The sequence below is a fragment of the uncultured Paraglaciecola sp. genome (genome assembly GCF_937123705.1).
In the GTDB taxonomy this organism is placed as follows: domain Bacteria; phylum Pseudomonadota; class Gammaproteobacteria; order Enterobacterales; family Alteromonadaceae; genus Paraglaciecola.
In genome coordinates this window covers 1-19,592 of the sequence record NZ_CAKZKO010000011.1, presented here as the reverse complement: position 1 = coordinate 19,592, position 19,592 = coordinate 1, and the positions used below count along the sequence as shown (strand labels likewise).

At 41.6% G+C, this 19,592-nt stretch carries 21 protein-coding genes and 1 pseudogene; 13 read left to right on the top strand and 9 right to left on the bottom strand.

The features are described from left to right. Positions 1 to 10: 10 nt before the first annotated feature. A complete protein-coding gene (rimI, locus tag Q0688_RS02085) occupies positions 11 to 457 on the top strand; it encodes a ribosomal protein S18-alanine N-acetyltransferase (protein WP_299072540.1) in 447 nt (148 codons plus the stop codon). A 64-nt stretch (positions 458 to 521) separates the two neighbouring features. Here the strand turns inward: rimI and Q0688_RS02080 are convergent, their stop codons facing one another. Continuing rightward, complete coding sequence (locus Q0688_RS02080; RefSeq protein ID WP_299072537.1) at positions 522 to 776, bottom strand: helix-turn-helix transcriptional regulator; 255 nt, start codon at positions 774 to 776, stop codon at positions 522 to 524. Between the two features lie 624 nt (positions 777 to 1,400). Here Q0688_RS02080 and Q0688_RS02075 point away from each other — a divergent pair. From Q0688_RS02075 to Q0688_RS02060, 4 genes are all read left to right on the top strand, one after another. Next, positions 1,401 to 1,868, top strand: coding sequence for a mobile mystery protein A (locus Q0688_RS02075; protein ID WP_299072532.1), 468 nt, complete (start codon positions 1,401 to 1,403; stop codon positions 1,866 to 1,868). Continuing rightward, positions 1,865 to 2,500: a mobile mystery protein B gene (locus Q0688_RS02070; protein ID WP_299072529.1), complete on the top strand. Its 636-nt coding sequence runs from the start codon at positions 1,865 to 1,867 to the stop codon at positions 2,498 to 2,500. Before Q0688_RS02075 ends, Q0688_RS02070 begins: the two co-directional genes overlap by 4 nt. A 410-nt stretch (positions 2,501 to 2,910) precedes the next feature. Then, positions 2,911 to 4,182: a site-specific integrase gene (locus tag Q0688_RS02065; protein ID WP_299072528.1), complete on the top strand. Its 1,272-nt coding sequence runs from the start codon at positions 2,911 to 2,913 to the stop codon at positions 4,180 to 4,182. Positions 4,183 to 4,349: 167 nt separating this feature from the next. Further along, positions 4,350 to 5,237, top strand: coding sequence for a hypothetical protein (locus Q0688_RS02060; protein ID WP_299072525.1), 888 nt, complete (start codon positions 4,350 to 4,352; stop codon positions 5,235 to 5,237). Positions 5,238 to 5,318: 81 nt separating this feature from the next. On the opposite strand, the gene Q0688_RS02055 is transcribed toward Q0688_RS02060, so the two are convergent. The 4 genes from Q0688_RS02055 to Q0688_RS02040 form a co-directional block, all read right to left on the bottom strand. Next, entirely contained in the window at positions 5,319 to 5,582 is a 264-nt protein-coding gene (locus Q0688_RS02055) for a hypothetical protein (protein ID WP_299072523.1), read from the bottom strand. Between the two features lie 12 nt (positions 5,583 to 5,594). Then, a complete protein-coding gene (locus tag Q0688_RS02050) occupies positions 5,595 to 5,990 on the bottom strand; it encodes a hypothetical protein (protein ID WP_299072520.1) in 396 nt (131 codons plus the stop codon). A 4-nt stretch (positions 5,991 to 5,994) separates the two neighbouring features. Beyond that, positions 5,995 to 6,426, bottom strand: a complete 432-nt coding sequence (locus Q0688_RS02045; protein ID WP_299072518.1) for a hypothetical protein — start codon at positions 6,424 to 6,426, stop codon at positions 5,995 to 5,997. Positions 6,427 to 6,608: 182 nt separating this feature from the next. After that, entirely contained in the window at positions 6,609 to 8,294 is a 1,686-nt protein-coding gene (locus Q0688_RS02040; RefSeq protein ID WP_299072517.1) for a type IV secretory system conjugative DNA transfer family protein, read from the bottom strand. A gap of 195 nt (positions 8,295 to 8,489) precedes the next feature. On the opposite strand from Q0688_RS02040, the gene Q0688_RS02035 reads away from it, so the two are divergent. Further along, positions 8,490 to 9,212 carry a hypothetical protein gene (locus tag Q0688_RS02035; RefSeq protein WP_299072515.1) on the top strand — a complete coding sequence of 241 codons (723 nt, stop codon included), beginning with the start codon at positions 8,490 to 8,492 and terminating at the stop codon, positions 9,210 to 9,212. 67 nt (positions 9,213 to 9,279) lie between these two features. Beyond that, complete coding sequence (locus Q0688_RS02030; protein WP_299072512.1) at positions 9,280 to 9,735, top strand: hypothetical protein; 456 nt, start codon at positions 9,280 to 9,282, stop codon at positions 9,733 to 9,735. A 1-nt stretch (position 9,736) separates the two neighbouring features. On the opposite strand, the gene Q0688_RS02025 is transcribed toward Q0688_RS02030, so the two are convergent. Together Q0688_RS02025 and Q0688_RS02020 are read right to left on the bottom strand one after the other, a co-directional pair. Further along, positions 9,737 to 11,026: a DUF6538 domain-containing protein gene (locus Q0688_RS02025; RefSeq protein ID WP_299072509.1), complete on the bottom strand. Its 1,290-nt coding sequence runs from the start codon at positions 11,024 to 11,026 to the stop codon at positions 9,737 to 9,739. Between the two features lie 349 nt (positions 11,027 to 11,375). Then, the gene (locus Q0688_RS02020; RefSeq protein WP_016390411.1) at positions 11,376 to 11,561 is read right to left on the bottom strand and encodes a hypothetical protein; all 186 of its coding nucleotides are present in this window, start codon (positions 11,559 to 11,561) and stop codon (positions 11,376 to 11,378) included. Between the two features lie 644 nt (positions 11,562 to 12,205). Here Q0688_RS02020 and Q0688_RS02015 point away from each other — a divergent pair. From Q0688_RS02015 to Q0688_RS01995, 6 genes are all read left to right on the top strand, one after another. Further along, positions 12,206 to 12,724: a MobC family plasmid mobilization relaxosome protein gene (locus tag Q0688_RS02015; RefSeq protein WP_299072492.1), complete on the top strand. Its 519-nt coding sequence runs from the start codon at positions 12,206 to 12,208 to the stop codon at positions 12,722 to 12,724. Then, the gene (locus Q0688_RS02010; RefSeq protein ID WP_299072489.1) at positions 12,714 to 14,066 is read left to right on the top strand and encodes a hypothetical protein; all 1,353 of its coding nucleotides are present in this window, start codon (positions 12,714 to 12,716) and stop codon (positions 14,064 to 14,066) included. Before Q0688_RS02015 ends, Q0688_RS02010 begins: the two co-directional genes overlap by 11 nt. Positions 14,067 to 14,188: 122 nt before the next feature. After that, positions 14,189 to 14,368, top strand: a complete 180-nt coding sequence (locus Q0688_RS02005) for a helix-turn-helix domain-containing protein (protein ID WP_299072486.1) — start codon at positions 14,189 to 14,191, stop codon at positions 14,366 to 14,368. Continuing rightward, a complete protein-coding gene (locus Q0688_RS02000; protein ID WP_299072483.1) occupies positions 14,369 to 15,583 on the top strand; it encodes an ABC-three component system protein in 1,215 nt (404 codons plus the stop codon). It begins immediately after the preceding gene. Beyond that, the gene (locus tag Q0688_RS27620) at positions 15,580 to 16,023 is read left to right on the top strand and encodes a three component ABC system middle component (protein ID WP_367179773.1); all 444 of its coding nucleotides are present in this window, start codon (positions 15,580 to 15,582) and stop codon (positions 16,021 to 16,023) included. The genes Q0688_RS02000 and Q0688_RS27620 overlap by 4 nt, the downstream gene beginning before the upstream one ends. Continuing rightward, entirely contained in the window at positions 16,020 to 17,882 is a 1,863-nt protein-coding gene (locus tag Q0688_RS01995; protein ID WP_299072480.1) for a DUF3732 domain-containing protein, read from the top strand. Before Q0688_RS27620 ends, Q0688_RS01995 begins: the two co-directional genes overlap by 4 nt. A 151-nt stretch (positions 17,883 to 18,033) precedes the next feature. Here the strand turns inward: Q0688_RS01995 and Q0688_RS01990 are convergent, their stop codons facing one another. Next, the gene (locus Q0688_RS01990) at positions 18,034 to 18,966 is read right to left on the bottom strand and encodes a hypothetical protein (protein ID WP_299072477.1); all 933 of its coding nucleotides are present in this window, start codon (positions 18,964 to 18,966) and stop codon (positions 18,034 to 18,036) included. Between the two features lie 96 nt (positions 18,967 to 19,062). Next, a pseudogene (locus tag Q0688_RS01985) lies at positions 19,063 to 19,592 on the bottom strand (RepB family plasmid replication initiator protein); the annotation flags it as partial.

The window sequence follows — 19,592 nt, the reverse complement described above, 5'->3', positions numbered from 1 at the left end:
ATTTAATTTGATGACCCCAACTTTTTCCCCTGTTACGCCACAAAATAGCGCCCCTTATTTTGAACTGCATAAACAAGGTCAGTATTCACCTTGGTCTCGTAAGATATTCGAAGACTGCTTAACTAAGCCCTATTTTGCCTTTTCACTTAATCAAGATAATCAAGCATTAGGTTATTACATCGGCATGACAGTGCTAGATGAAGTGACATTGATGGATATTGTGGTCAGTGATAATTATCAAGGCAAAGGGTTAGGCAAATTATTACTGCAGCACTTGTTAGATCAATGTCATCAAAATAACATTCAGCAAGTGTGGCTAGAAGTACGTGAGTCTAATGCTGCTGCCATTAGTCTTTATGACAAAGCGGGTTTTATCGTGGTTGAGCAAAGAGAAAATTATTACCCTAGCGCCAAAGGTAAAGAAGATGCCCTAATAATGTGCTGTTACTTAGGGTAATTAATGGGCTTAATTAAGGCAGACTAAATGATAGGGAAGGGAACTCGGTTCCCAGTGCAATCATTTAACGACGGGCAGCCGTGACATCGATGTTTTTATCACTGCCATTGTTATCCAGCGCCAATTTTACAAACTTAGACGAGTTGTAGTTACAGCCCACACACATAGCGATAAACTGATTCATACTCGGTGCCCCGACATTTTTTTCCCAATTTTCGTAAGTCTTACGAGTTTTAACATTAGCAAGGGTTGCCATCATAACCGTTGTTAATCCAGCATCAAGACGCATATTTCTTAGGTCAGTACCAGTAATATACATTTAAATCTCCTCATATGAAGCAACGCCTGTAAGCATTACTCTTTGAAATTCGTTCCACCTAAATTAGCAAAATGGTTGTTTTTTGAGCCTCATTTTAATCATATATTAATATCTTTAATGATCAATTAAAACTGACACCTATTTGGAGTGTTTTTTAACCGATTTTTATGATGCATTCACCATCGAAGCAGGTTATCAGGAAGGGCATATTTTCTGGAACCACTAAATATTGGCGTTCTTGCCCTTTTATGTTGAAGGGACGGGAGTTTACTTTTTGTTGCGAACTTTTGGGGCTTAGAGCCCTTGCTGCCTAAATCACTCATGCTTTGTCTATCTTGTTTTTGCAGTCGTCAAGCTGAGCCCCAAAAGTTTCAATATTACTGACTATCGGCAATGACGCCACCGATAGCAGTTTACATTTTTACCGTTTTACGGCAGTTAGCGCCGTAAAATTCTTGTTTCATAAACCATTGGTCAATGTATATGTTCACTTACGTAGTATGGCTGTATACATATATGTATACAGCTTTGTTGTAGTAGTATACATTTTTATTGACATAAGACTGTGTTTGGTATATAAATATATTGACTTAATTAACGTCATCGTAAACATAAAGGTTGACAATGAGTATAGAGAAGATAGTTGCTAAGCAATATCGGGATAAAGTTAACCAAGCTGTAAAGCAGTTTGGTGATTTCTCTATGCATCCCCAAGAGGGATGGCTCAGAACCGTTAGAAATGCGCTTGGCATGTCTGGTACGCAATTGGCAAAGCGGCTTGGCGTGACTAAATCCAGAGTGTCAAAAGCCGAGCAAGACGAGCCGTCAGGCAGTGTAACATTGAAGACAATGCAAAGCATGGCTGAAGCTATGGATTGTAAGTTTGTATATGCTGTTGTGCCAAATAACGACGTTGAAGCCATAATTAAGCAGCGCGCGAAAGAAAAAGCGCGTTTGCAGGTAAAAGCAGCTTCAACCCATATGGCGCTTGAAGCACAATCTTTGAATAAAGAACAATTAGAATATGAAATTCAACGAATTGCTGCGCAAATAGTGGATAAAATGCCGTCAGACTTTTGGAATGATGAATGAGTGCGATGGACAAAACTGAGCACTATTCAAATCTTGTCGAACATCCAGAAGGGGCTACACCATTAGATCCTGATGAACTCGCTGGGCTTAAATTTAAGCATGTTTCGACCAGAGGTGAACTTGATCAACTTGAACAAGCCGGGATCACCGATGGGCTTAAATGGTTGGCAAAGCAAAAAACGCCTGATGTATTATCAGAAGCTTTTGTTTGTGAGCTGCATAGAAAGCTTTTTGGCAGTGTTTGGAAATGGGCGGGAACATTCCGCCGTACAGAAAAAAATATTGGTGTAGATCCGATTCAAGTATCCATTCAGCTAAGACAATTGTTGGATGATGCAAAATACTGGGTTGAGCATCGAACCTTTGAGCCTAAAGAGCTCGCTGCAAGGTTTCATCACAAATTAGTGTATATTCACCCGTTTCCTAACGGTAACGGTCGCCATGCAAGGATTATGGCGGACGCGATATTAACTAAACTATTAAATGAGCCTGCCATTGATTGGGCAGGTAATTATAGGCTGGAAGCCATGAATGAGCGCCGCAATGAATATATTGCTGCGCTTCGAGCTGCTGATGAGCATGATTTTAGCGCAATGCTGCTCTTTGCAGGTGCGAAAGGCGTCGGGGCTTGATAAAACAACTGGAGCTTGATAATTCGCTATCAATCTCCAGATCAAAAGCCACCTTCAAACTGTGTTCTGAAGGTGATGTATTAAACGGGTGTAAATTTAGGTGTATATAAGGGTTCTGTCGGTATGAGTAATAGCAATTTTGTCAGTGAAATCAACAAGCGAAGGACTTTTGCTATCATCTCGCATCCGAATAAAGTTGCCTAAGCCAAGTTAAGACACCAAAAGACACATTTTCTATTAAAAACAAAATGTTATAACGCGTCTTTGGTTGTCCTATCACCATCTCAAGACAGTCTATGTCATCCTCAGTCAGAAGAAATTTGTACAAATTCTCGTACAAATTTTGTTGTACAAACCTTCCTTAAAAAATTTGTACAAACAGATCCGCAAAGCGGGCTAAGGACTGAAAGGTGGCACTGACTGAAACATGGCTAAAAGCCAACAATAGAAAGCTGAGAGACAAAGCCGCAGAGAAAACAGATCGTGACGGTCTGAGCGCTAGGTTGTCTCCAAAAGGCAAAATTACCTACACGCTGCGTTACCAGTACTTTGGTAAAGCTGGCCGCGTAGATTTAGGCTCATACCCACTGATGAGCTTAAAGGAAGCCAGAACAGAAGCACAGCGCCTTAAAAAACAGCTTGAGCAGGGACATGACCCCAAAGTGGTGCGCTTGCTTGAGAAACAAGCCATTATTGCCGCTGAATCGCTCACAGGGCTGTTCGACTTGTGGTATGAGGCATATTGCATTCATAACAAAAAAGGCCACACAGAAATCAAGCGCAGCTTTGAAATCCATGTGTTTCCAAAGCTCGGCAAATTGCCAGCCGAGAAAATTACATTACACGCATGGCTGGAAATCTTAGAAGCCCTCGCTAAAACCAAACCAGCAATCTCTGAGCGTATTTTGGTGAATGCTAAGCAGCTTTATAAATTCGCGATGAAACGCAAACTGGTGCCAATCAACCCGCTGTCTGATATCTACGCTAAAGAAGATTTACAAATCCAGAAACGCTCTACCGATCGTGTTCTGAATGACGATGAAATCAAAATGCTTTGGCTGGCGGTCAATAATTCCCGTATCACACCAAAGAACAAACTATTTGTAAAGCTCTGCCTTATCTATGGTTGTCGCAATGGTGAACTGCGACAGGCCGAAAAACAGCATTTTGATTTTAATGCTGGGGTCTGGACGATCCCGCCTGAAAATCACAAGCTCGGTAAGAAAAGCGGCAAGCCGTTATTACGGCCAATTACGTCATCTATCGCAGTCTATTTAAAACAAGCTTTTGCACTGAGCCCTGATAGCCAATATGCCTTTACCAATGATGGTTCAGACGAGGTTATGGGCATTCGTGCGCCATTGGCGCTGCCATATAACATCATGCAGCACCTACGCCGATATGAAGGCTTTGAAATGGCGCATTTCTCAATGCATGACCTGCGCCGTACCGCGCGCTCACGTTTCTCGACGCTCACCAGTTTCCATGTGGCTGAAGTGATGCTCGGCCATGCTGTGGGTAGTCAAGTGGCAAGGGTTTATGATCATTATGATTATTTGGCAGAACAAGCCGAGGCTTATGGGGCATGGTGTGAGAAGTTGTTTGCGTTAGTGCATGATAGGCCGATCGCGTCGATTCCAGTGCGAGATAACATCGTAACCTTTACATCAAAGAGGATCTGATAAAGCAGCGTTAGTTTACATTTTATAAATGATTAGCAACCATTGCTTCGGGTTGACTCATGTCAAATTGGGCTTACAACTAGTTTGACAAATATTTTGTTAGAAGTGGCGGAGCAAGCAGAGTTGCTGAGAAGTCTTTGTGAAAGTCAATTAGAAAGGAGTCGAGTTTGGTTTTTAATAATACTGATGAAGCGAAAGAATACGTTGTTTCTGTAACGAATAAGACGAAATCCATAGAGGAGGTTAATTCTGCTATTTGTTATTATCAAAAGATGGCAAACAATTCCCATGACGATGTTTCGAGAAATTTGTGGCTCACTGAGCTAGACAAGGTAAAACAATGGAAACATAGTGATGATTTCAAGAACGGGAATTATCCTCAGGGAATTGATGAGTTGATTCTTGAATTAATTGAATGGCGTGCAGTTGTTTATGCTTTCCAAAATGTTGAAACGAAGCGTAATTCATTCAAAGAAAGTGGCTTTTATGCCCAGTGGTATGTGGGTGCAATATATGGCATTTTCTCAATATTTGGCAAGCTTTTAAGCAAAGATGGGCGTGACAGTTCATTACGCAAGCTATGGAATAATGTTTCACCAATTATGCTAAAAGAAGGCGCTTGCACAAAGTTAGAAATGGATTGCATTAATGCTGCTCTTGACTTCAAAAATGGTCGTTTCACGAATGAAAATTCACAAGCAATGCTGTATAGAAATAAACTAATTTCGCATAATGAAGCAATGCCGGTGGTGGAGTGGGATGAAGTTGATAAGGACTTTGCCTTCCTAATCCGGATGTGGTCACTACTTGTTTCTTGGAGTTCGTTCGGATTAGGAGAGCCCTTTCGAACTGGAGAGCAAGCATTTCTGGGTATAGAATCAATGTTTGATTTTTCAGAAATAAATACATTGAAAAAGAAAAGACAAGAATATCTAAAAATGGCGGTTGATTGGTCTAAAAGCTATGCGCACACCGGTGAGATTGATTCAGGAAGAGGGGCATTTTCTCTTTTACATGTCAATGTACGTAGTGCTCATATTTATGACGAAGAGTAATAATAATTGCAAAATAGGTAAGTTATATTTGGCTAGACTAGTAAGATAAAATTGATAGCCACTTCCTTGTGGCAGGGTTAATCAATGCCAACGCCGAGCTAGTTTTTCAACGGCTACTGGCGGGCTGGCGTTAATGCCGCCCCAGCGGCAATTCTCGGATCGCTCTATTTCCAGCGCTTCCCATTCTGTCACAGCATCCGCGCACCATAGGTTAAAACTGCCTGCTTGCCTGATAAGCGGTTGCGGGAAAGGGTTTTCTTCGCGCGTCATGCGCCGAAAAATGGTGCGTGACGAACAGCGAAAGCGCTGGCATAGATCCTTGGTTGATAAATATTCTCTAACCATGATTATTCCCCTTTAGTCTTCATGGCTGATCACATCAGCCCTGTAATTCGTTTTAAAAATAACCGTATCCAGCGCGTTTCTGGCTGCCGATAATGTCGGCATCCAGCCAATGGCCGCTAAGTCATTGGTGTAAGCTCTGGATGTCACATTTAAGGTGGCGATAAACCAGCCGATTAAAGGCAGCAATATAAAGCCTGCCATACAAAACCAGCGCTCATGCACATAGAGGTAGCTTTGAAAGTTACTGAGTAACGCAAAGCTACCAAGCGCTATGGGCAGTGAGAACCAAAGCAGAGGCCGCTTAATGGCGATTTTTTCAATATCGCTTATGCGATAGGTACGGCGCGCTGTTTTAAAAAGAGCGGTGCTCACAATAATGTCGTCTTTGCTATAAATTATTTTTTGCATGGTGTTATTTCCCCGTTAGTAGTTTGCGCCAGAATTTAATTTTTTCAGTCACATTTTTAATGGTGTTAATTGCTTCAGCCTCGCTACGCTTTTTCTCTAGTGCTTTGCGTCTTGCGTAGCTCACGCCGCAGGTTTCATCTAAAGTCACATAAGCATTGGCTAATACGTCTTGATACGGCTCTGCCAAATGTTTAAGTGTTGCGGTGTATAAAGCCGCTTCCATTAATCCGGTTTGCAATACTTGCCGCCCTAAACGCTCGCGCAAACAGTTGTTTACTTGATTTGGCAGTGAGTTGTCCTGCACGTAGAAACGTTTGCTATCAATAGTGATAATGCGCGGCGTTAATGCAAAATAGTGCACGCTATACCACACAAGGCAGCCGCCAATGATGGGTAGTAGCCAATCTGCACATTTTTCGAGTAATACGTTAAACATGGTTGTTCTCCTTTATGTCTGTTAAGTGCTGCACTGATACAGCAGGTAAATAAAAACGCTGGGTATAACGGTCACTCTGAGCGCCCATATCCAAAGAAACAGCTTCAATATCGAGCCCAAAAACCACGAGAGCGAAAATCGGTAGCGCTTTTTCTTACGAAAACGAACAGTCAGTTTTTGCATTAGTGCACCTCCTTGTAGCGAATATTCATTTGCGTATTAGGGGGCAGTTTTCCACCCTCTAGCGGGTTTTCATCAAGCGCGGCATGCCAAGACTTCACTAGGTTGTATGGCAGCCGTTCAGCGTAAATTGGCGCTACGCCACCGACCAAAATGATTTGATCGGTATTGGGCATGCGCAGCACTTCTTCTGGACGCATTAAGGCGCGGGTCGTCTCAGCAATTGAGTCTTTTAAATCTGCATCAGGACTGGTTGCCGACGTACCAAAGCTATGTGTTTTAATGGTGTGATTACCCAGCATGTCTGATATTTCTTTTGCTTCTTCAAGCGATGACACACCAAAGAATTGCTTGAGATCAGTTTGTGAATAAAAGGTCTGTGTCGCTTCCTTTCCGTAGATGCGGGATACTTCACTTTTTGCCTGACAGATAAACTGGCAGCGCAGGCCATAGCCGCGTAAAGCGGTTAAGTCATTCGCAAGACCAGGCAATGGAATGTTCGTTGCCTCATCCAGTAAAAAATGCACAGGCACATTGCCTTCAGTGCGGATCAATGACTTGATGGCTGCCTTAGTGACAAGGCCAATCCATGGTGCATAGGCTGCGCGGCGGTCATAGCGCGACATAATGTATACGCTGGTTTTTTCCTGTTTTAGCGCTTCAAAGGTAAAGTCACTTTTACTCACTGACTGCGCCAGTGGTGTAGAAGGGCTAAACGGCATAAGCACTTGCAATGCACCAGTCAGAAAGTCAGCAAAGTAATCTTCTTCTGCATCTAGCAGGCCAGAGGCAAGCAGCGCAATATCACCGGATAAAGCCGTTGAACTTGCAGCTTCTTCAAGCAGCGCTTTTAAACGCTTGGCGCTACTGACAATGCGAAACAATTCAGGCAAGGTGCAGCACGCTGGATTTTCAGCCGCCAGAAACAGCATGGCGGTCAAAATCATATTGCGAGAACCACTACGAAAGAACTTGTTCTTATCGCCCTCGGCAGGCTCAGGTAAAAGCTGAAGCACTAACTCTTGCGCGTCTGCTAAGGCGTTTTGATTCATTGGCGGGTACGCCATATCATCAATCACCATTTGCAGCGGGTTAAAGCAGCTATTGGGAAAGCCAAATAGCTGATCTGGATTGAGGTAAAACACTTTGTGTTTGTGCTGCGCCTCGCTCATACGCGCAGTCATTGCGGCAATCTCGCCTTTAATGTCAGTAACAACTACCGAGGCCGCCTCGCTGTTGCCTTTCTCATCGCTTACACGATAACCGTGGAGCTTTGACGGCAAAGCAATTGAAATCGACTTGCCTGAGCCAGCAGGTGCTACGCATAAGGCATGGGTAAATGGGTAAAACATCGGGCGACCATTGAAGCAGCCAATAGGTACACCATTATTCGGATCAAACAGGCCAGCCGCTTCGATGTCTTTTTCGCTAGCAAAGCCAGCTTTACCAAATTTTTCAGACGGCGTTTCCGCCGCTTTTAAAAGAAGGTACTGATAACGGCCATGCAGCCATAATGGCCATGATTCTGTGATGTTCTTCCAGCTACGATAAGCGCAAAAAGCCGCTGTTAATTCAGCAAGTATTGGCAGCTCAGCGCGGTGATAAACACAAGCGCTGGCTGATAAGCCCCAAAACACTGCCCAACTGACAGGTTTTAGGATTTTGGACAGATCTTCTCTACGGATCATATAAGCCTCCATGCCCCTGATGACTCAGGGGCTATCTGGTTAAAATAATTTTTGAAGGCTTTGCAAAGCTAAGACGATAATAACCAAGCGGTGACAGCATGCCAGCGCTTCGCCGAAGCTTGCCAAGCAAATTGCCCCGCTTGTAAATTCAGGTATGATCTAGGGCTTTTTAAGTGAAGTTTTGAGAGCGGGAATATGGTCAGGCGATATAAAAAGAAGCCGTTTTATGAAGCGTCAAAAATCCCGCAAGCAACGGTCTTTAAAGTGGTTGCCGGATACACAATGGGCATGAGTGCTCAGAAATGCGCTGATCAAGTTGGCATATCACGCCAATCTGTACAAAAAATATTTACCGATATCGGTAAACGTGTTGTTTGGCTATTAGATGGCCACTTTCCAACCAGTAACAACAAAATGGGCGACTTCCTCACCAAGTTCGGCGATGTCGCAGTGTTTAATCAGATGCTGGAATTGCTGAAAGAGAAATCAGGTGGGATCCTAAGCCAGTATGGCTCAGAAATAAGCTATGAAGATTTTAAGAATTACAGAGATACGGGGGCAATCACTGTAAATGGCCAGCAAGGTCAGGAGAAAACAGCAACCCACCATTTTTTCCGTTACCGTATCTTGAATTTACTGATCCGGTTGTCTGAGAAAAACTATGGTATTCGCGAAGCGCAATACCCAAGGCATTATGCGTTTTGTAAGCTGTATTTTTTGGTGCTAACGGTCATGATGTCGCAGGCTATTAATGAACCCAATGCAACTGGCGTTACTCACGCACAGATGCATGAAAAAATCCTATCGCAAGTCGATGAAGATAAACGTAACAAGCTAGAGTCAATGATATTTGAGGCCAAGTGCAATATGGTGTTGTGTATGCTGCTTATTTTTTCATTACATGAAGAGGCTATATAAACGCTATTGAGTCTTTTTTCTGAGTCCCGTTATACTTTCAATTAAATAGGTTTTGTGGACTACGAATATGAGAGCGATTTGTTCTGGGTGCGGTGAAAGTTTTTCTGATGAAAACTTAGATAACTGTGAATGTGGACGCACTGAATGTTATCGCTGCCTTGCCCTGCATAAGCAAGAAACAGGACATTCAAGTACCAGTGACTTAGGACGGTTCCGCGTCCAGCTTAATGAGCAATTTACCAGAGCGTTCTTGAAGGAACTTGAAAGTGAGCTACTCACTTATTCTGAAGTTGACCGCTGTTTCAATCTAGCGTTACCGCAAGTCGTTAGCACATCGGTTTGGTTGACCCACAAAGAACACGGTGAAAAGCATTTTGATTTTAAAATGACGCGAAAACAATACGAGCAATTACTGAATACTTTCGATAACAATAGCCAGAATGTGCTTAACTTTTATGTTGATCGGGTGACCACATACCTCCAGTTGGTTATTGAAGAACTAAATAAAACATCTGTCGGTTGACCTAAGTTACTTCAAAAGCAATCCTCTCTAACCATTCATGCTTTTTCTCTAACAAATGCCCACGGCCATATTTCGGGCCACGGCTTTTATGCCCCATTAGCTCATCAATCACTTCTTCTGGCGCACCAATATCCCGCAAGCGATCTTTGAAGGTGTGCCGCAGTGAATAAAGTGTTTGTTTCGGCGTTGGCCGTAATTCGTTCTCACGTAGATATTTGTTAATCGCTGTGGATGCAGTATCTGAGTTGCTGTAGCGGTGAAAGCCATGTGGCTGTTTTTGGAACGCATGCAAAGATGCACCGACAAGCGGGATCTTGCGATCAGAATGGGGTGTTTTAAGCGCATGCCCTTCATAAGGCTGAATCCAGATGAACGGAATTTCTCCAGTAAGGATAATATCTTCTTTGCGCAGCCCAATTAGCTCTGATTCGCGCGCGCCTGTGTCGCTCATCGCGAATATCAGCATTCTCGCTTCATCATTAAGCCCAGCAAGAGCATCGCCCTTGAGCAAAATATTTTGAACATAACTGGCCTCAAAAGGCTGACGCGAATTTTTATCCATTTTAAATTTAAGCTCCTCAAAGAGGCGGCGAAAATTTATATCTATTTCATTATCTAGGGCTATGGTCGCGAGAATGTCTTTCACATAGCCAAGGTTCTTATTGGCCGTATTGGCCAATATTTCTCGCTTGGCAATGCGGTCTCTTAATGCCGTATGGAATTTAAGAATGTCAGAACGCTGTAAATCCTGTACTGCTTTGTCTTTACCGAGTACATCGATAAAAAACATAAAACCAGCTTGTCTGGGATTACGCCATTTTCTGATTTGATTAGAGGATTTGTTAACCAGCCGAATTTTTGTGATTTCCCAATATTGCTTTAAACAGTCTTTAAGAAAAACATTGGGTTTGTCGATACCGCCAAGCACGGCTTTTACCGTGTCGGTGCTGTCTAATTCTTTGCTTATATGAGTAATGCGCCCAACAATGCGCTCAATAGGCGCTTCGCTGATTTCAACAGCGCTACGGTAATTAAGGTTAAAGGTTCTTGCGCGTTTTACCGCAAGCTTATAGTCGGTTTTAGGGCTGGGCTCGCCATGCTGAAGCACAAGGCTGCGCCAGTATTCTTCAATAAAATCATTGTGAATCATTGCTTTGCGCATAGCCTCGCGGCGATCTCGCGTTTGAAGCGAGCTGCGCACAAATTTTCTAGGGTCAAAATGTGCCACATATTCTGGCACTCTGCGGCGGTAATAATACACGCCATTTCTTTGCATCAAGTAATCGGTCATCGTCCATGTATCCCAATTTGTATCCCAAAATGTAACTCAAATCGGGGATGCAACAGACGTAGCACTGCTTAGTAAAAAGCAAAATCGTGCTTATACAATATGTTACCGGATAATTATTTAAAATATTGTTAAGGGAAATGGCGGACACGGTGTCTGCCTATGTGGCAAGTGTGAAATTGGTTTTATAAGTAATTTCAATGCCTTGGTATTTAACCCTTAAGTGATACTTTAAAATGTATCCCGTTTTTTGTCTGTTTTAGTATCCCAGCGATTTTGAGTTACAAGTAAAGATCATGACCGATTAAGTCAATGAAAAACCGCAAAGCGAGAAATTCGCCTTTGGGTAAGTTTAGATGCTCACATTTTCAGCAACGGCTTGCGCGCGTGCCAAAGCTTTTTTAGTTTGCATTCTGGCTTCGTATTCACGCTCTAATCGTTCAAAAATAGGCAGGTAGGTTTCGCCATGAATAGCGACAACTTTAGCCGCAACCTCATAAGCTTTTTTCAGTTCTTCGTCAGAAACACGTTGTGACATGGTATTACTCCTTTTCTTGTTAGCCACTCGATTTAACTGCTTAAAGCTTTGTTAAATCTTCCTGTGATAGAGTAATAAATGAAGGTGTAATAAGGGGCATGTCAAGCCTGAAGCAGACATCCCCCTCGTGTTGCACCCCCGATTACTAAAAGCAGCCTGACTAGGGGTATATAACCCCTGTAAAGTCGGGCTACTGCAACATGTCTATTAGATCATACTTAGGTTAAGAAACGCTTAACCTAGAGTTGTGTCGGTTAATTTTTGGTTGAGTTGATTGCGCTTGTATTGTTCTAATGTATATCGTCACAAAATTATTTTTAACGTACCGTCTGGGCTTGTCTTGGCCTGTCCTTGCTGATTAAAATTACTTGCTGCTCAGCTATTTACGCACCCCTTTATTACTTTATAGGATGTCCCTAACTTAATTTTGGGATGCAATTTTTACGGGTAGTTTTTACCTTTAAGTGCAGGGCTAAGTCTGTATAACCCGATTGGTTAGCGTTAACTGAATGGTAAGGAATTTGCCATAAACTTGAAGTTACCGATTACGCCAGATGTGTGTGGTAGTACCACACGGTCTGGGCAAGGGGTTGTATTACATAACCCCCGTTGCATCCCCATCGTAAATAGCGGAGGGGAAATCCATGAAAAACGAATTCAATAATTTAAGCGGCAATAGCAATGTGCCACCTGATAACTTGTCCGGCATTTTCAATGCGGCAAGTGATCCCAATCATCTCATTCTTGCAAAAAATGGCGAGGCACCAACTCCCAAGAAAAAACGGCAGGCACCGTTTTCTCTGCGGCTCAGTTTTAACGAACGTCAAGAACTAGAGCAGCGTTCTGAAGATGCAGGCATCTCCATGGGAAGTTATTGCAAGTATGCCATTTTTGATATTCCTCCTCCGCGTCGCGCAAAGCGACCTGTGCGCGATAAAGCTGAGCTGGCGAAACTTCTGGGCTCTGTGGGTAAGATTGGTAACAACCTTAACCAAATCGCACGCCAGCTCAATGTACACGGATCAATAGAAGTGCCAGAGCTCCAGCAGGCAATGGAAGATCTGACACTGATCCGTGAGTCTGTCATGAAGGCGCTAGGATATGCAGAGGATGACCCTGCGCCGCTTTATCCTGACAGTGGAATGCAACGGAATGATCATTAAAGCCTCGCAACGTAGTGGTGCCAGAAATCTGGCTAACCACCTTGCGAACACAAAAGACAATGATCATGTCACGTTACATGAAATACGAGGGCTGGCTGGCCAGTCTTTAAATGCGGCCTTATTAGAGATCGATGCGGTCTCTAAGGGTACGCAATGCCAGCAGCCTTTGTTTTCTGTGTCCTTTAATCCACCGCAGGATGCGGATGTGAAACAAGGCCAGTTTGATGCCGCTTTTGCCAAGCTTGAACAAAAGCTTGGGCTCACGGATCAGCCACGTGTCGTGGTGTTCCATGAGAAAGAGGGACGGCGGCACTGCCATGTGGTTTGGTCACGCATAGATGTAGACAACATGCGTGCAATCAACATGTCGCATTTCAAAAATAAATGTACAGAAATAAGCCGCGAGCTTTATTTAGATAACGGGTGGGCAATGCCCCAAGGTTTACAAAACAAAGCTGAGCGCGATGCATTTCAGCTTGCCAACAGCGAATGGCAAAAGCTTAAACGCCATGGTATTGATCCAAAAGAGATTAAATCACTCATCCAGAAAGCGTGGCAAAGCTCAGATAATAGCGAAAGCTTTAAACAGGCTTTGAAAGATTCTGGCTTGTTTCTCGCAAGAGGCGATAAGCGGGGCTTTGTGGTAGTTGATCATACCGAGAAAGTCTATTCGCTTTCCCGCCATGGCGGCGTTAAAATCAAAGAACTAAAAACGCGCTTGGGCTCGCCCGAAGATCTGCAATCTATAGCGCTTACCAATGTGCGTATTCGCAACATCTACACCAAAGAAATGCTGGGCAAGGTAAATTCACTGAAAAATCAGCATAAGGCGCAGATGCGGCCTTATGAAGATCAGAAAGCTGCGTTAATAAAGAAGCAGCGCCAAGAGCGGCGCGAGCAGCAAGAACTGCATAGCTTGAAACGTGAAGCCACAATGCAAACAGTGCGTAGTCGTTTTAGAAAAGGCGTAATGGGCTTTTTCGACAAAGTAACAGGTAAAGCCGAGCGATTGCGCCTGATTGGTCGTAAAGAGCTCAATACCGTAAAAGCTGAGCATGCAGAATCTCGCCATAGAATGATATTCCGGCACGATCGCGAACGCACTGAGCTGCAAAAACACGTTCGCCAGAACAAAGATCGCCAGCTAGAAGAACGAAGGCAGCTGGCCAAAACCATACAGCAAATTCGTGCCGAGCAACGAGCTGAGCAAAAGTACGACAAATTGCGCCAAGGCTTTGAGGATTCAACGCTAGACAAAGGCCAAGACAAGCCAAAACATGATAAAGACGGCCAAGCTATCAATAGAGCCCGTAAAAACCGTAGAAGGCGTGATTTGGACTAATCACGCCATACATTTATGTGATTACAACCTTGTGTAGAAAACTATCCAAAAGTATCAGCTTTACCTTGCTCATTCCCCGATTTTCTCATATTCTCACCTATAGTCTCATGGTAGGTAAAACTATGTCCGATGAAATTATGACCTTGAAAGAGGTGGCTGGCTATCTCAAGTTGGCAGAGAAAACCGCGTATCGACTAGCCGCAGAGGGCAAATTGCCCGGATTTAAAGTGGGCGGTAGTTGGCGATTTAAGCGAGAAGATATTCTCAAGTGGATTGAAGAGCAGAAGAAGAGAACAGAGTAAATGACAGGAAAAACTCATACTGAGAAAACGTCTGCCGCTGGGACAATCGCTGGTTTTGATTACCAATATTACTATTTTTTGTACAAATTGTTAACGCTTAAGAAGAGCGAAACCATTGGATTTGAGTTATTGGATGATGTGCATACTCAGCTTGATAATGATCATCTTGTTCTAATTCAAATCAAACACACAATCCAAAAAAAAACAGATGGAGCTACAGCCAATTTAACTGAACTTGATCCTGATTTATGGAAAACCCTGTTTAATTGGAGTGCCGTTATCAAGGATAAGAATGATGGCAGAGATAGCTCAGCTGAACAAAAGGCTTTCGTTGAAAAAACCACTTTTATTTTAGCTACCAACAAATCTTTTTCATCGAACAACAATTTCCTGTCTAATCTTTCTGAATTTCAAAATGAAAATATGGATTTTGAGACTATGAAGAATTACTTGGCAGGACTTAATGGTTCAGCTAAATCAGAAGAAACCAAAAAATATATTGATTCGGTGATCAGTCTCGATGAACAAGTCTTAAAAGAATTTTTGAATAACATAAAATCAGATTTACAGGTCGATAGTATAATTGATAAATGCAAAACAGCTCTTGAAGAAAAAGATGTTAATCCAAAATCTATCGACCACCTTTTTAACCAGCTGGATTCTGTTGTGCGCCAAGATATTTTTACAAACTTCTCAAACAGTAAAAAGCTCATTTATAGCTTTGAAGAAAGGAGTCGAAAGTTTCGGAGATATTTTGACATAGCAAACAATCCAGAGTTAAAAATACAAAAGTTTGATGGTGGCCTGCCTGATAGCATTGACGAGCAAACCTTTATTAAACAGCTCTTAGATATAGAAGATATTGATCTGAGTGAGCAAGAAATTATCCAAAATTACACTCGCTATAGGCTTATGCTGGAAAGCAACTTGGCCAATTGGGTGGAAGAAGGCCTGTTAACTTCTGAAGAAATTAATATTTTTGAAGATGAAATCTTTAGGCAGTGGGAGACGGAATACCGGTCTTCATATCGAAGAAAGGATAACCCTGAAGAATTTATTGATATAGCCCATAAGATTTTGAAGGCGATGAGAGATAAAGAACTCTCAATATCGGGACAAAAATTATTTTCAGATATGAGCCATGGAAGTCTATATAGCCTTTCAAATAAACCCACAATTGGTTGGCTTAAAAATTGGGAAGAAAAGTATAAATGAGGACGGAAACTTTTAATAACTTAGCTTTTGCATCACTGGCAATGTCCATAGTGGTAGAGAAATCGCAAAAACTTGATCTAACGAAGGCGCTGCTGATAATTCCTTTCATCGCACACAAAGAGCTGTTGTCCTATTTGGCCAATGGAAGAACTCAAATAATAAGTCTAGATAAGCTGATAATAGATAAGATTCACTGCTTTTCAAACTTTAATAAACGCTATTACGATAACTTGAGCACATCTATAAATGCCATTCAATTCCTTTCTGAGGTCGACATGATATCTATAGATAATTCTTGCATGGTATCAATGGAAAAGGTTGAGTACCCGAACTCAGTCGGAGATCGACTAAAGAGAGTTTCTAAGGCCTCTGATAATATATCAAAAATATTAAGTGAAGATGCATCAAGCCTATACTTGAACTTAAGGATTGAGATATGAAGTATTCCATAACAAAAATAATTCTTTGGATGAACGATGAAAATAGCTACAGGAGGGAGCTTAAATTCGAAGAAGACAAAGTAAATGTCATAACAGGGGAGTCAAATACTGGAAAAACAGCCATCCTTCATGTCGTTGATTACTGTCTCTTCGCGTCGAGGCACAAAATTGCAGAGAGTAAAATTAATGAAAATGTCGCTTGGTATGGAATAGAGTTTAAGATAAATAATAAGAATTACACTATCGCGAGAAAGTCACCCAATAGAACCAAGACTTCAAGCGAATACTATTTTTCATCGACTGGTGAAGTTCCGGATCTCCCCTCTTCAAATATGACAGAGGGAAGTTTGAAGGAAATATTAGAAACCGAGTTTGATATTGATAAGGACGTAACAATTCCGTTCGGCGGAAGGTCATTAAAAGCTAATAGTAAAATATCGTTAAGATACTTTATGTTATTTTGCAGTATTTCAGGCGACATCATTCAGCATAGTGAAGTATTTTTTGATAAGCAGAATGACAACAGATATAGAGAGGCTCTTCCTAGAATCTTTGATCTTGCAGTAGGGATTGAAACAATTGAAAACATTCTTATGCGCGAGAAAAAGCTCAATTTGCAAGCAAAGCTAGCGATAGTAGAAAAAAAGAATTCGAAGATTTCTGAAAAAAAGTCTGAATTCCATGATGAACTTAAAACTATAACTTCTCAGGCTAGGGAGTTTGGGTTAATTAATGAAGAAAGCGAAACATTAGAATCTGTCGAGGCTCTTAAGTTGCTCATCGATACTGGAATTAATCAAGCCTATAGCGGAAAAGGGAGTAGGCTTGATAAAATAATTTCAGAGATAAGCTTTCTGGAACGCAAAATTAGAAACCTTACGAGGTTTCAGTCAGCATACAATGAGTACAAATCTAGCCTGAACGTCATCGAGGACAGCTTGAGGCCAGTAGAATATTGGAAGAGTAAGGACGATATAGTAAAAACATCTATATTTGATGATCTGATTAGTTCTTTAGATGAGGATTTTCATCGGATTAAGCAAGCAAATAAGAAAAGAACGCCTATTGACGGAAAAACCTCAGATGAAATCGCAGAATGCAAACGACTGATAAATGAACTTGAAGAAGCGGCCAAAGCCTTACCTAAAAAAGTAAAGAGCTTTAGCGATGATAGGGATAAGTACATTTTTCTAGGTCAAACTAAGACTAAACTCGACCTATATACCTCCAATAATAATGATGATGAAATCACATCGACAAAAGGAATTGAGGATCAGCTAAGTTCAATTCAGGTTGCTGATACCACAGAGAATAGGGATTTATGTATTAAGGTTTTAGAAGAGATCATTCAAGGATACATGAAACTGGTTGAGCCATCATTGGAGAACTACGGAAGCTACCAGCCAGTCTTTAATTATAAAGACAAGAAAATCGATTTTAGAAAGCCTAAAACGACGTATATTGAAGCTTCCGGAAGTAGTTCGAACGATATGTTTAAACACCTCTTTATGTTCTTAGGTCTTCATGAGCTAATGCTAACAAAAAATAGCAAACATGTTCCTTCATTTTTGCTAATTGATCAGCCTAGTAGACCGTATTATGGTGAAGAAGAAAACCTTTCGGAAAAAAGACTTCAGCACTCGGATAAAGCAAAAGTCATCGATGCGTTTAAATTATTAGATAATTTTACAGGCAGTATTTTAAATGATATGAAGAAATCCTTCCAGATGATTGTTTTGGAGCATGTTCCTTCTGACTACTTTAATAATTTTGACAATATCCATTTGGTCGAAGAGTTTCGAAATGGAAACGCACTTGTCCCTCAAGAGTACTTCGATAGCTTAAAATCAAATTCGTAATTGAAGAAAATGGGTTAAAGTGTCGGCTTATGGCGGACACTAATAACAGGTGGGATAAGTATCAAAACGTAAGAACCGTAGAATGTAGGAAGCGTGATCAGGTCTGAGCTACTACATCTGAGCTACTACATCTAATACAGCCTAATTCATTTTATGTATGCCGTTTTATTAGATCATAAATAACGTCATCTGCAAATTGAGTCATAAAATCAACTTTAATATCTTTGCTTATTTGATTAAACAGCTCCTTAGCATGTTCTATTTTTCTCTCTTCTTCTTGGCGCAGGCTATCTTTTCCATCAACATTTTTAGTTTCAATAATAAAGTTGAGGTACTCGCCGCTCGTTGTTTTTACTACGTAGGCAAAATCTGGCGAATATGTATATCCACCTGCAACTGGAATTTTTATCGAGTTTTTTGGGATTTTAGTAAACACAGATACGGAGGTGATTTCTCCATCTGTAATGTTTAATTTTTCTAATTCAGAATCATAAAAAACTTCATCAAAGAGGTATGCATCTAATGGTTTTAAAAGTTCATCGCTCTGTACTCCTAAGTCACTAGCAAGCACATCTTTTTTAGGTGAACCATCTGTAGTAGTGAATCTTGTTGGATGTATGGAGTTAGATATGATGTTATAGCCAAGGCCAAACTTGTTAAATGAGTTATTTAACAAGTATTTTCTGAACCCTGAAATTATTTTTCTGATCGTCTGGATATTAAGATATTCTGTTATATCAATTTTTTCTTCAATTGAAGCAAAGGCTTTATGAAGAGTTGAAATTTTAATGAAAGCTTCTTGTGATAAACGGTTTAAGAATTCTCGGTATGTCATTGTGCTAAATTTAGCAAAATCATCGTCATCACCATGTACTATCTTTGACATGGCTGTTTCGTTGTGGATATATACTTTCTCAATGCGTGTCTGAACGCCAGTTTTCTTGAATTTATCAGATTCTTGTACAAGATAACTTTTAAACAATGCTAAAAACTCATCTTCATCTGCAATTTTGTATTCAAGAACAGCTTTTTGATTAATGATCTCCCATAATCTTTGAAGTTCTTCAAACTTGCCGACACGCATTTTTGTGCGTTTTTTACTTGCTGGGTAGATTGGTCGCGCACTAAAAAGCCACCTATGAGTGGTTGTAGGTGGCTGGGCTGGTTATCGGTTGGGCTGCTATGCTTTGCTTTTGGTTGGCTTGAAACCTAGCTTATCAAGGTACTTGTGATACTTCTTTTGCTTCACTGGGTCGGCTAGATGGGTGGCTATCAGCGTGGCGTAGTCGTCAGTGCTTCCACCAATAGGGGCATCGTTACCAAGTTCGGGCAGTCGTGCCAGCTTACTACTGAACGTGGCTATTTGGCTGTCTGTCATGTCATTAAACATATCGGGCGTGTCTGTATCTCGCGCTGGGTTCGCCCCCTTAGCTGCTGCTTTGGCGCTTGGCTTCTGCTTGAATGTGAACGTAAAGCCAGTAATCGCTTTGCCAGTTTTGTGCTGCTCATAGGTAGCGGTAATATCGGTATGGTCGTTTATCTGACTGACAGCAAGGTCTAATACCTTTGCTTTAAAATTACACATTTTTTGATATTGTTCAGGGTCAACGCCTAGCTTATTGCGTAACTCCTGTAGCTCTAATTTAGGCACTTTGCCAACTGCTCGCCATTGGATTATCAGCTCATACAGCCTGATTGCATACTCACTCT

What these genes read in the sequence shown, in the direction of transcription:
- Q0688_RS02020 (WP_016390411.1), bottom strand. Translation starts at nt 11,561, where the DNA reads ATGTCACAACGTGTTTCTGACGAAGAACTGAAAAAAGCTTATGAGGTT.
- Q0688_RS02010 (WP_299072489.1), top strand. Translation starts at nt 12,714, where the DNA reads ATGATCATTAAAGCCTCGCAACGTAGTGGTGCCAGAAATCTGGCTAAC.
- Q0688_RS02025 (WP_299072509.1), bottom strand. Translation starts at nt 11,026, where the DNA reads ATGACCGATTACTTGATGCAAAGAAATGGCGTGTATTATTACCGCCGC.
- Q0688_RS02015 (WP_299072492.1), top strand. Translation starts at nt 12,206, where the DNA reads ATGAAAAACGAATTCAATAATTTAAGCGGCAATAGCAATGTGCCACCT.
- rimI (WP_299072540.1), top strand. Translation starts at nt 11, where the DNA reads ATGACCCCAACTTTTTCCCCTGTTACGCCACAAAATAGCGCCCCTTAT.
- Q0688_RS02040 (WP_299072517.1), bottom strand. Translation starts at nt 8,294, where the DNA reads ATGATCCGTAGAGAAGATCTGTCCAAAATCCTAAAACCTGTCAGTTGG.
- Q0688_RS02070 (WP_299072529.1), top strand. Translation starts at nt 1,865, where the DNA reads ATGAGTGCGATGGACAAAACTGAGCACTATTCAAATCTTGTCGAACAT.
- Q0688_RS01995 (WP_299072480.1), top strand. Translation starts at nt 16,020, where the DNA reads ATGAAGTATTCCATAACAAAAATAATTCTTTGGATGAACGATGAAAAT.
- Q0688_RS02055 (WP_299072523.1), bottom strand. Translation starts at nt 5,582, where the DNA reads ATGGTTAGAGAATATTTATCAACCAAGGATCTATGCCAGCGCTTTCGC.
- Q0688_RS02030 (WP_299072512.1), top strand. Translation starts at nt 9,280, where the DNA reads ATGAGAGCGATTTGTTCTGGGTGCGGTGAAAGTTTTTCTGATGAAAAC.
- Q0688_RS01990 (WP_299072477.1), bottom strand. Translation starts at nt 18,966, where the DNA reads ATGCGTGTCGGCAAGTTTGAAGAACTTCAAAGATTATGGGAGATCATT.
- Q0688_RS02050 (WP_299072520.1), bottom strand. Translation starts at nt 5,990, where the DNA reads ATGCAAAAAATAATTTATAGCAAAGACGACATTATTGTGAGCACCGCT.
- Q0688_RS02005 (WP_299072486.1), top strand. Translation starts at nt 14,189, where the DNA reads ATGTCCGATGAAATTATGACCTTGAAAGAGGTGGCTGGCTATCTCAAG.
- Q0688_RS02075 (WP_299072532.1), top strand. Translation starts at nt 1,401, where the DNA reads ATGAGTATAGAGAAGATAGTTGCTAAGCAATATCGGGATAAAGTTAAC.
- Q0688_RS02045 (WP_299072518.1), bottom strand. Translation starts at nt 6,426, where the DNA reads ATGTTTAACGTATTACTCGAAAAATGTGCAGATTGGCTACTACCCATC.
- Q0688_RS27620 (WP_367179773.1), top strand. Translation starts at nt 15,580, where the DNA reads ATGAGGACGGAAACTTTTAATAACTTAGCTTTTGCATCACTGGCAATG.
- Q0688_RS02035 (WP_299072515.1), top strand. Translation starts at nt 8,490, where the DNA reads ATGGTCAGGCGATATAAAAAGAAGCCGTTTTATGAAGCGTCAAAAATC.
- Q0688_RS02000 (WP_299072483.1), top strand. Translation starts at nt 14,369, where the DNA reads ATGACAGGAAAAACTCATACTGAGAAAACGTCTGCCGCTGGGACAATC.
- Q0688_RS02080 (WP_299072537.1), bottom strand. Translation starts at nt 776, where the DNA reads ATGTATATTACTGGTACTGACCTAAGAAATATGCGTCTTGATGCTGGA.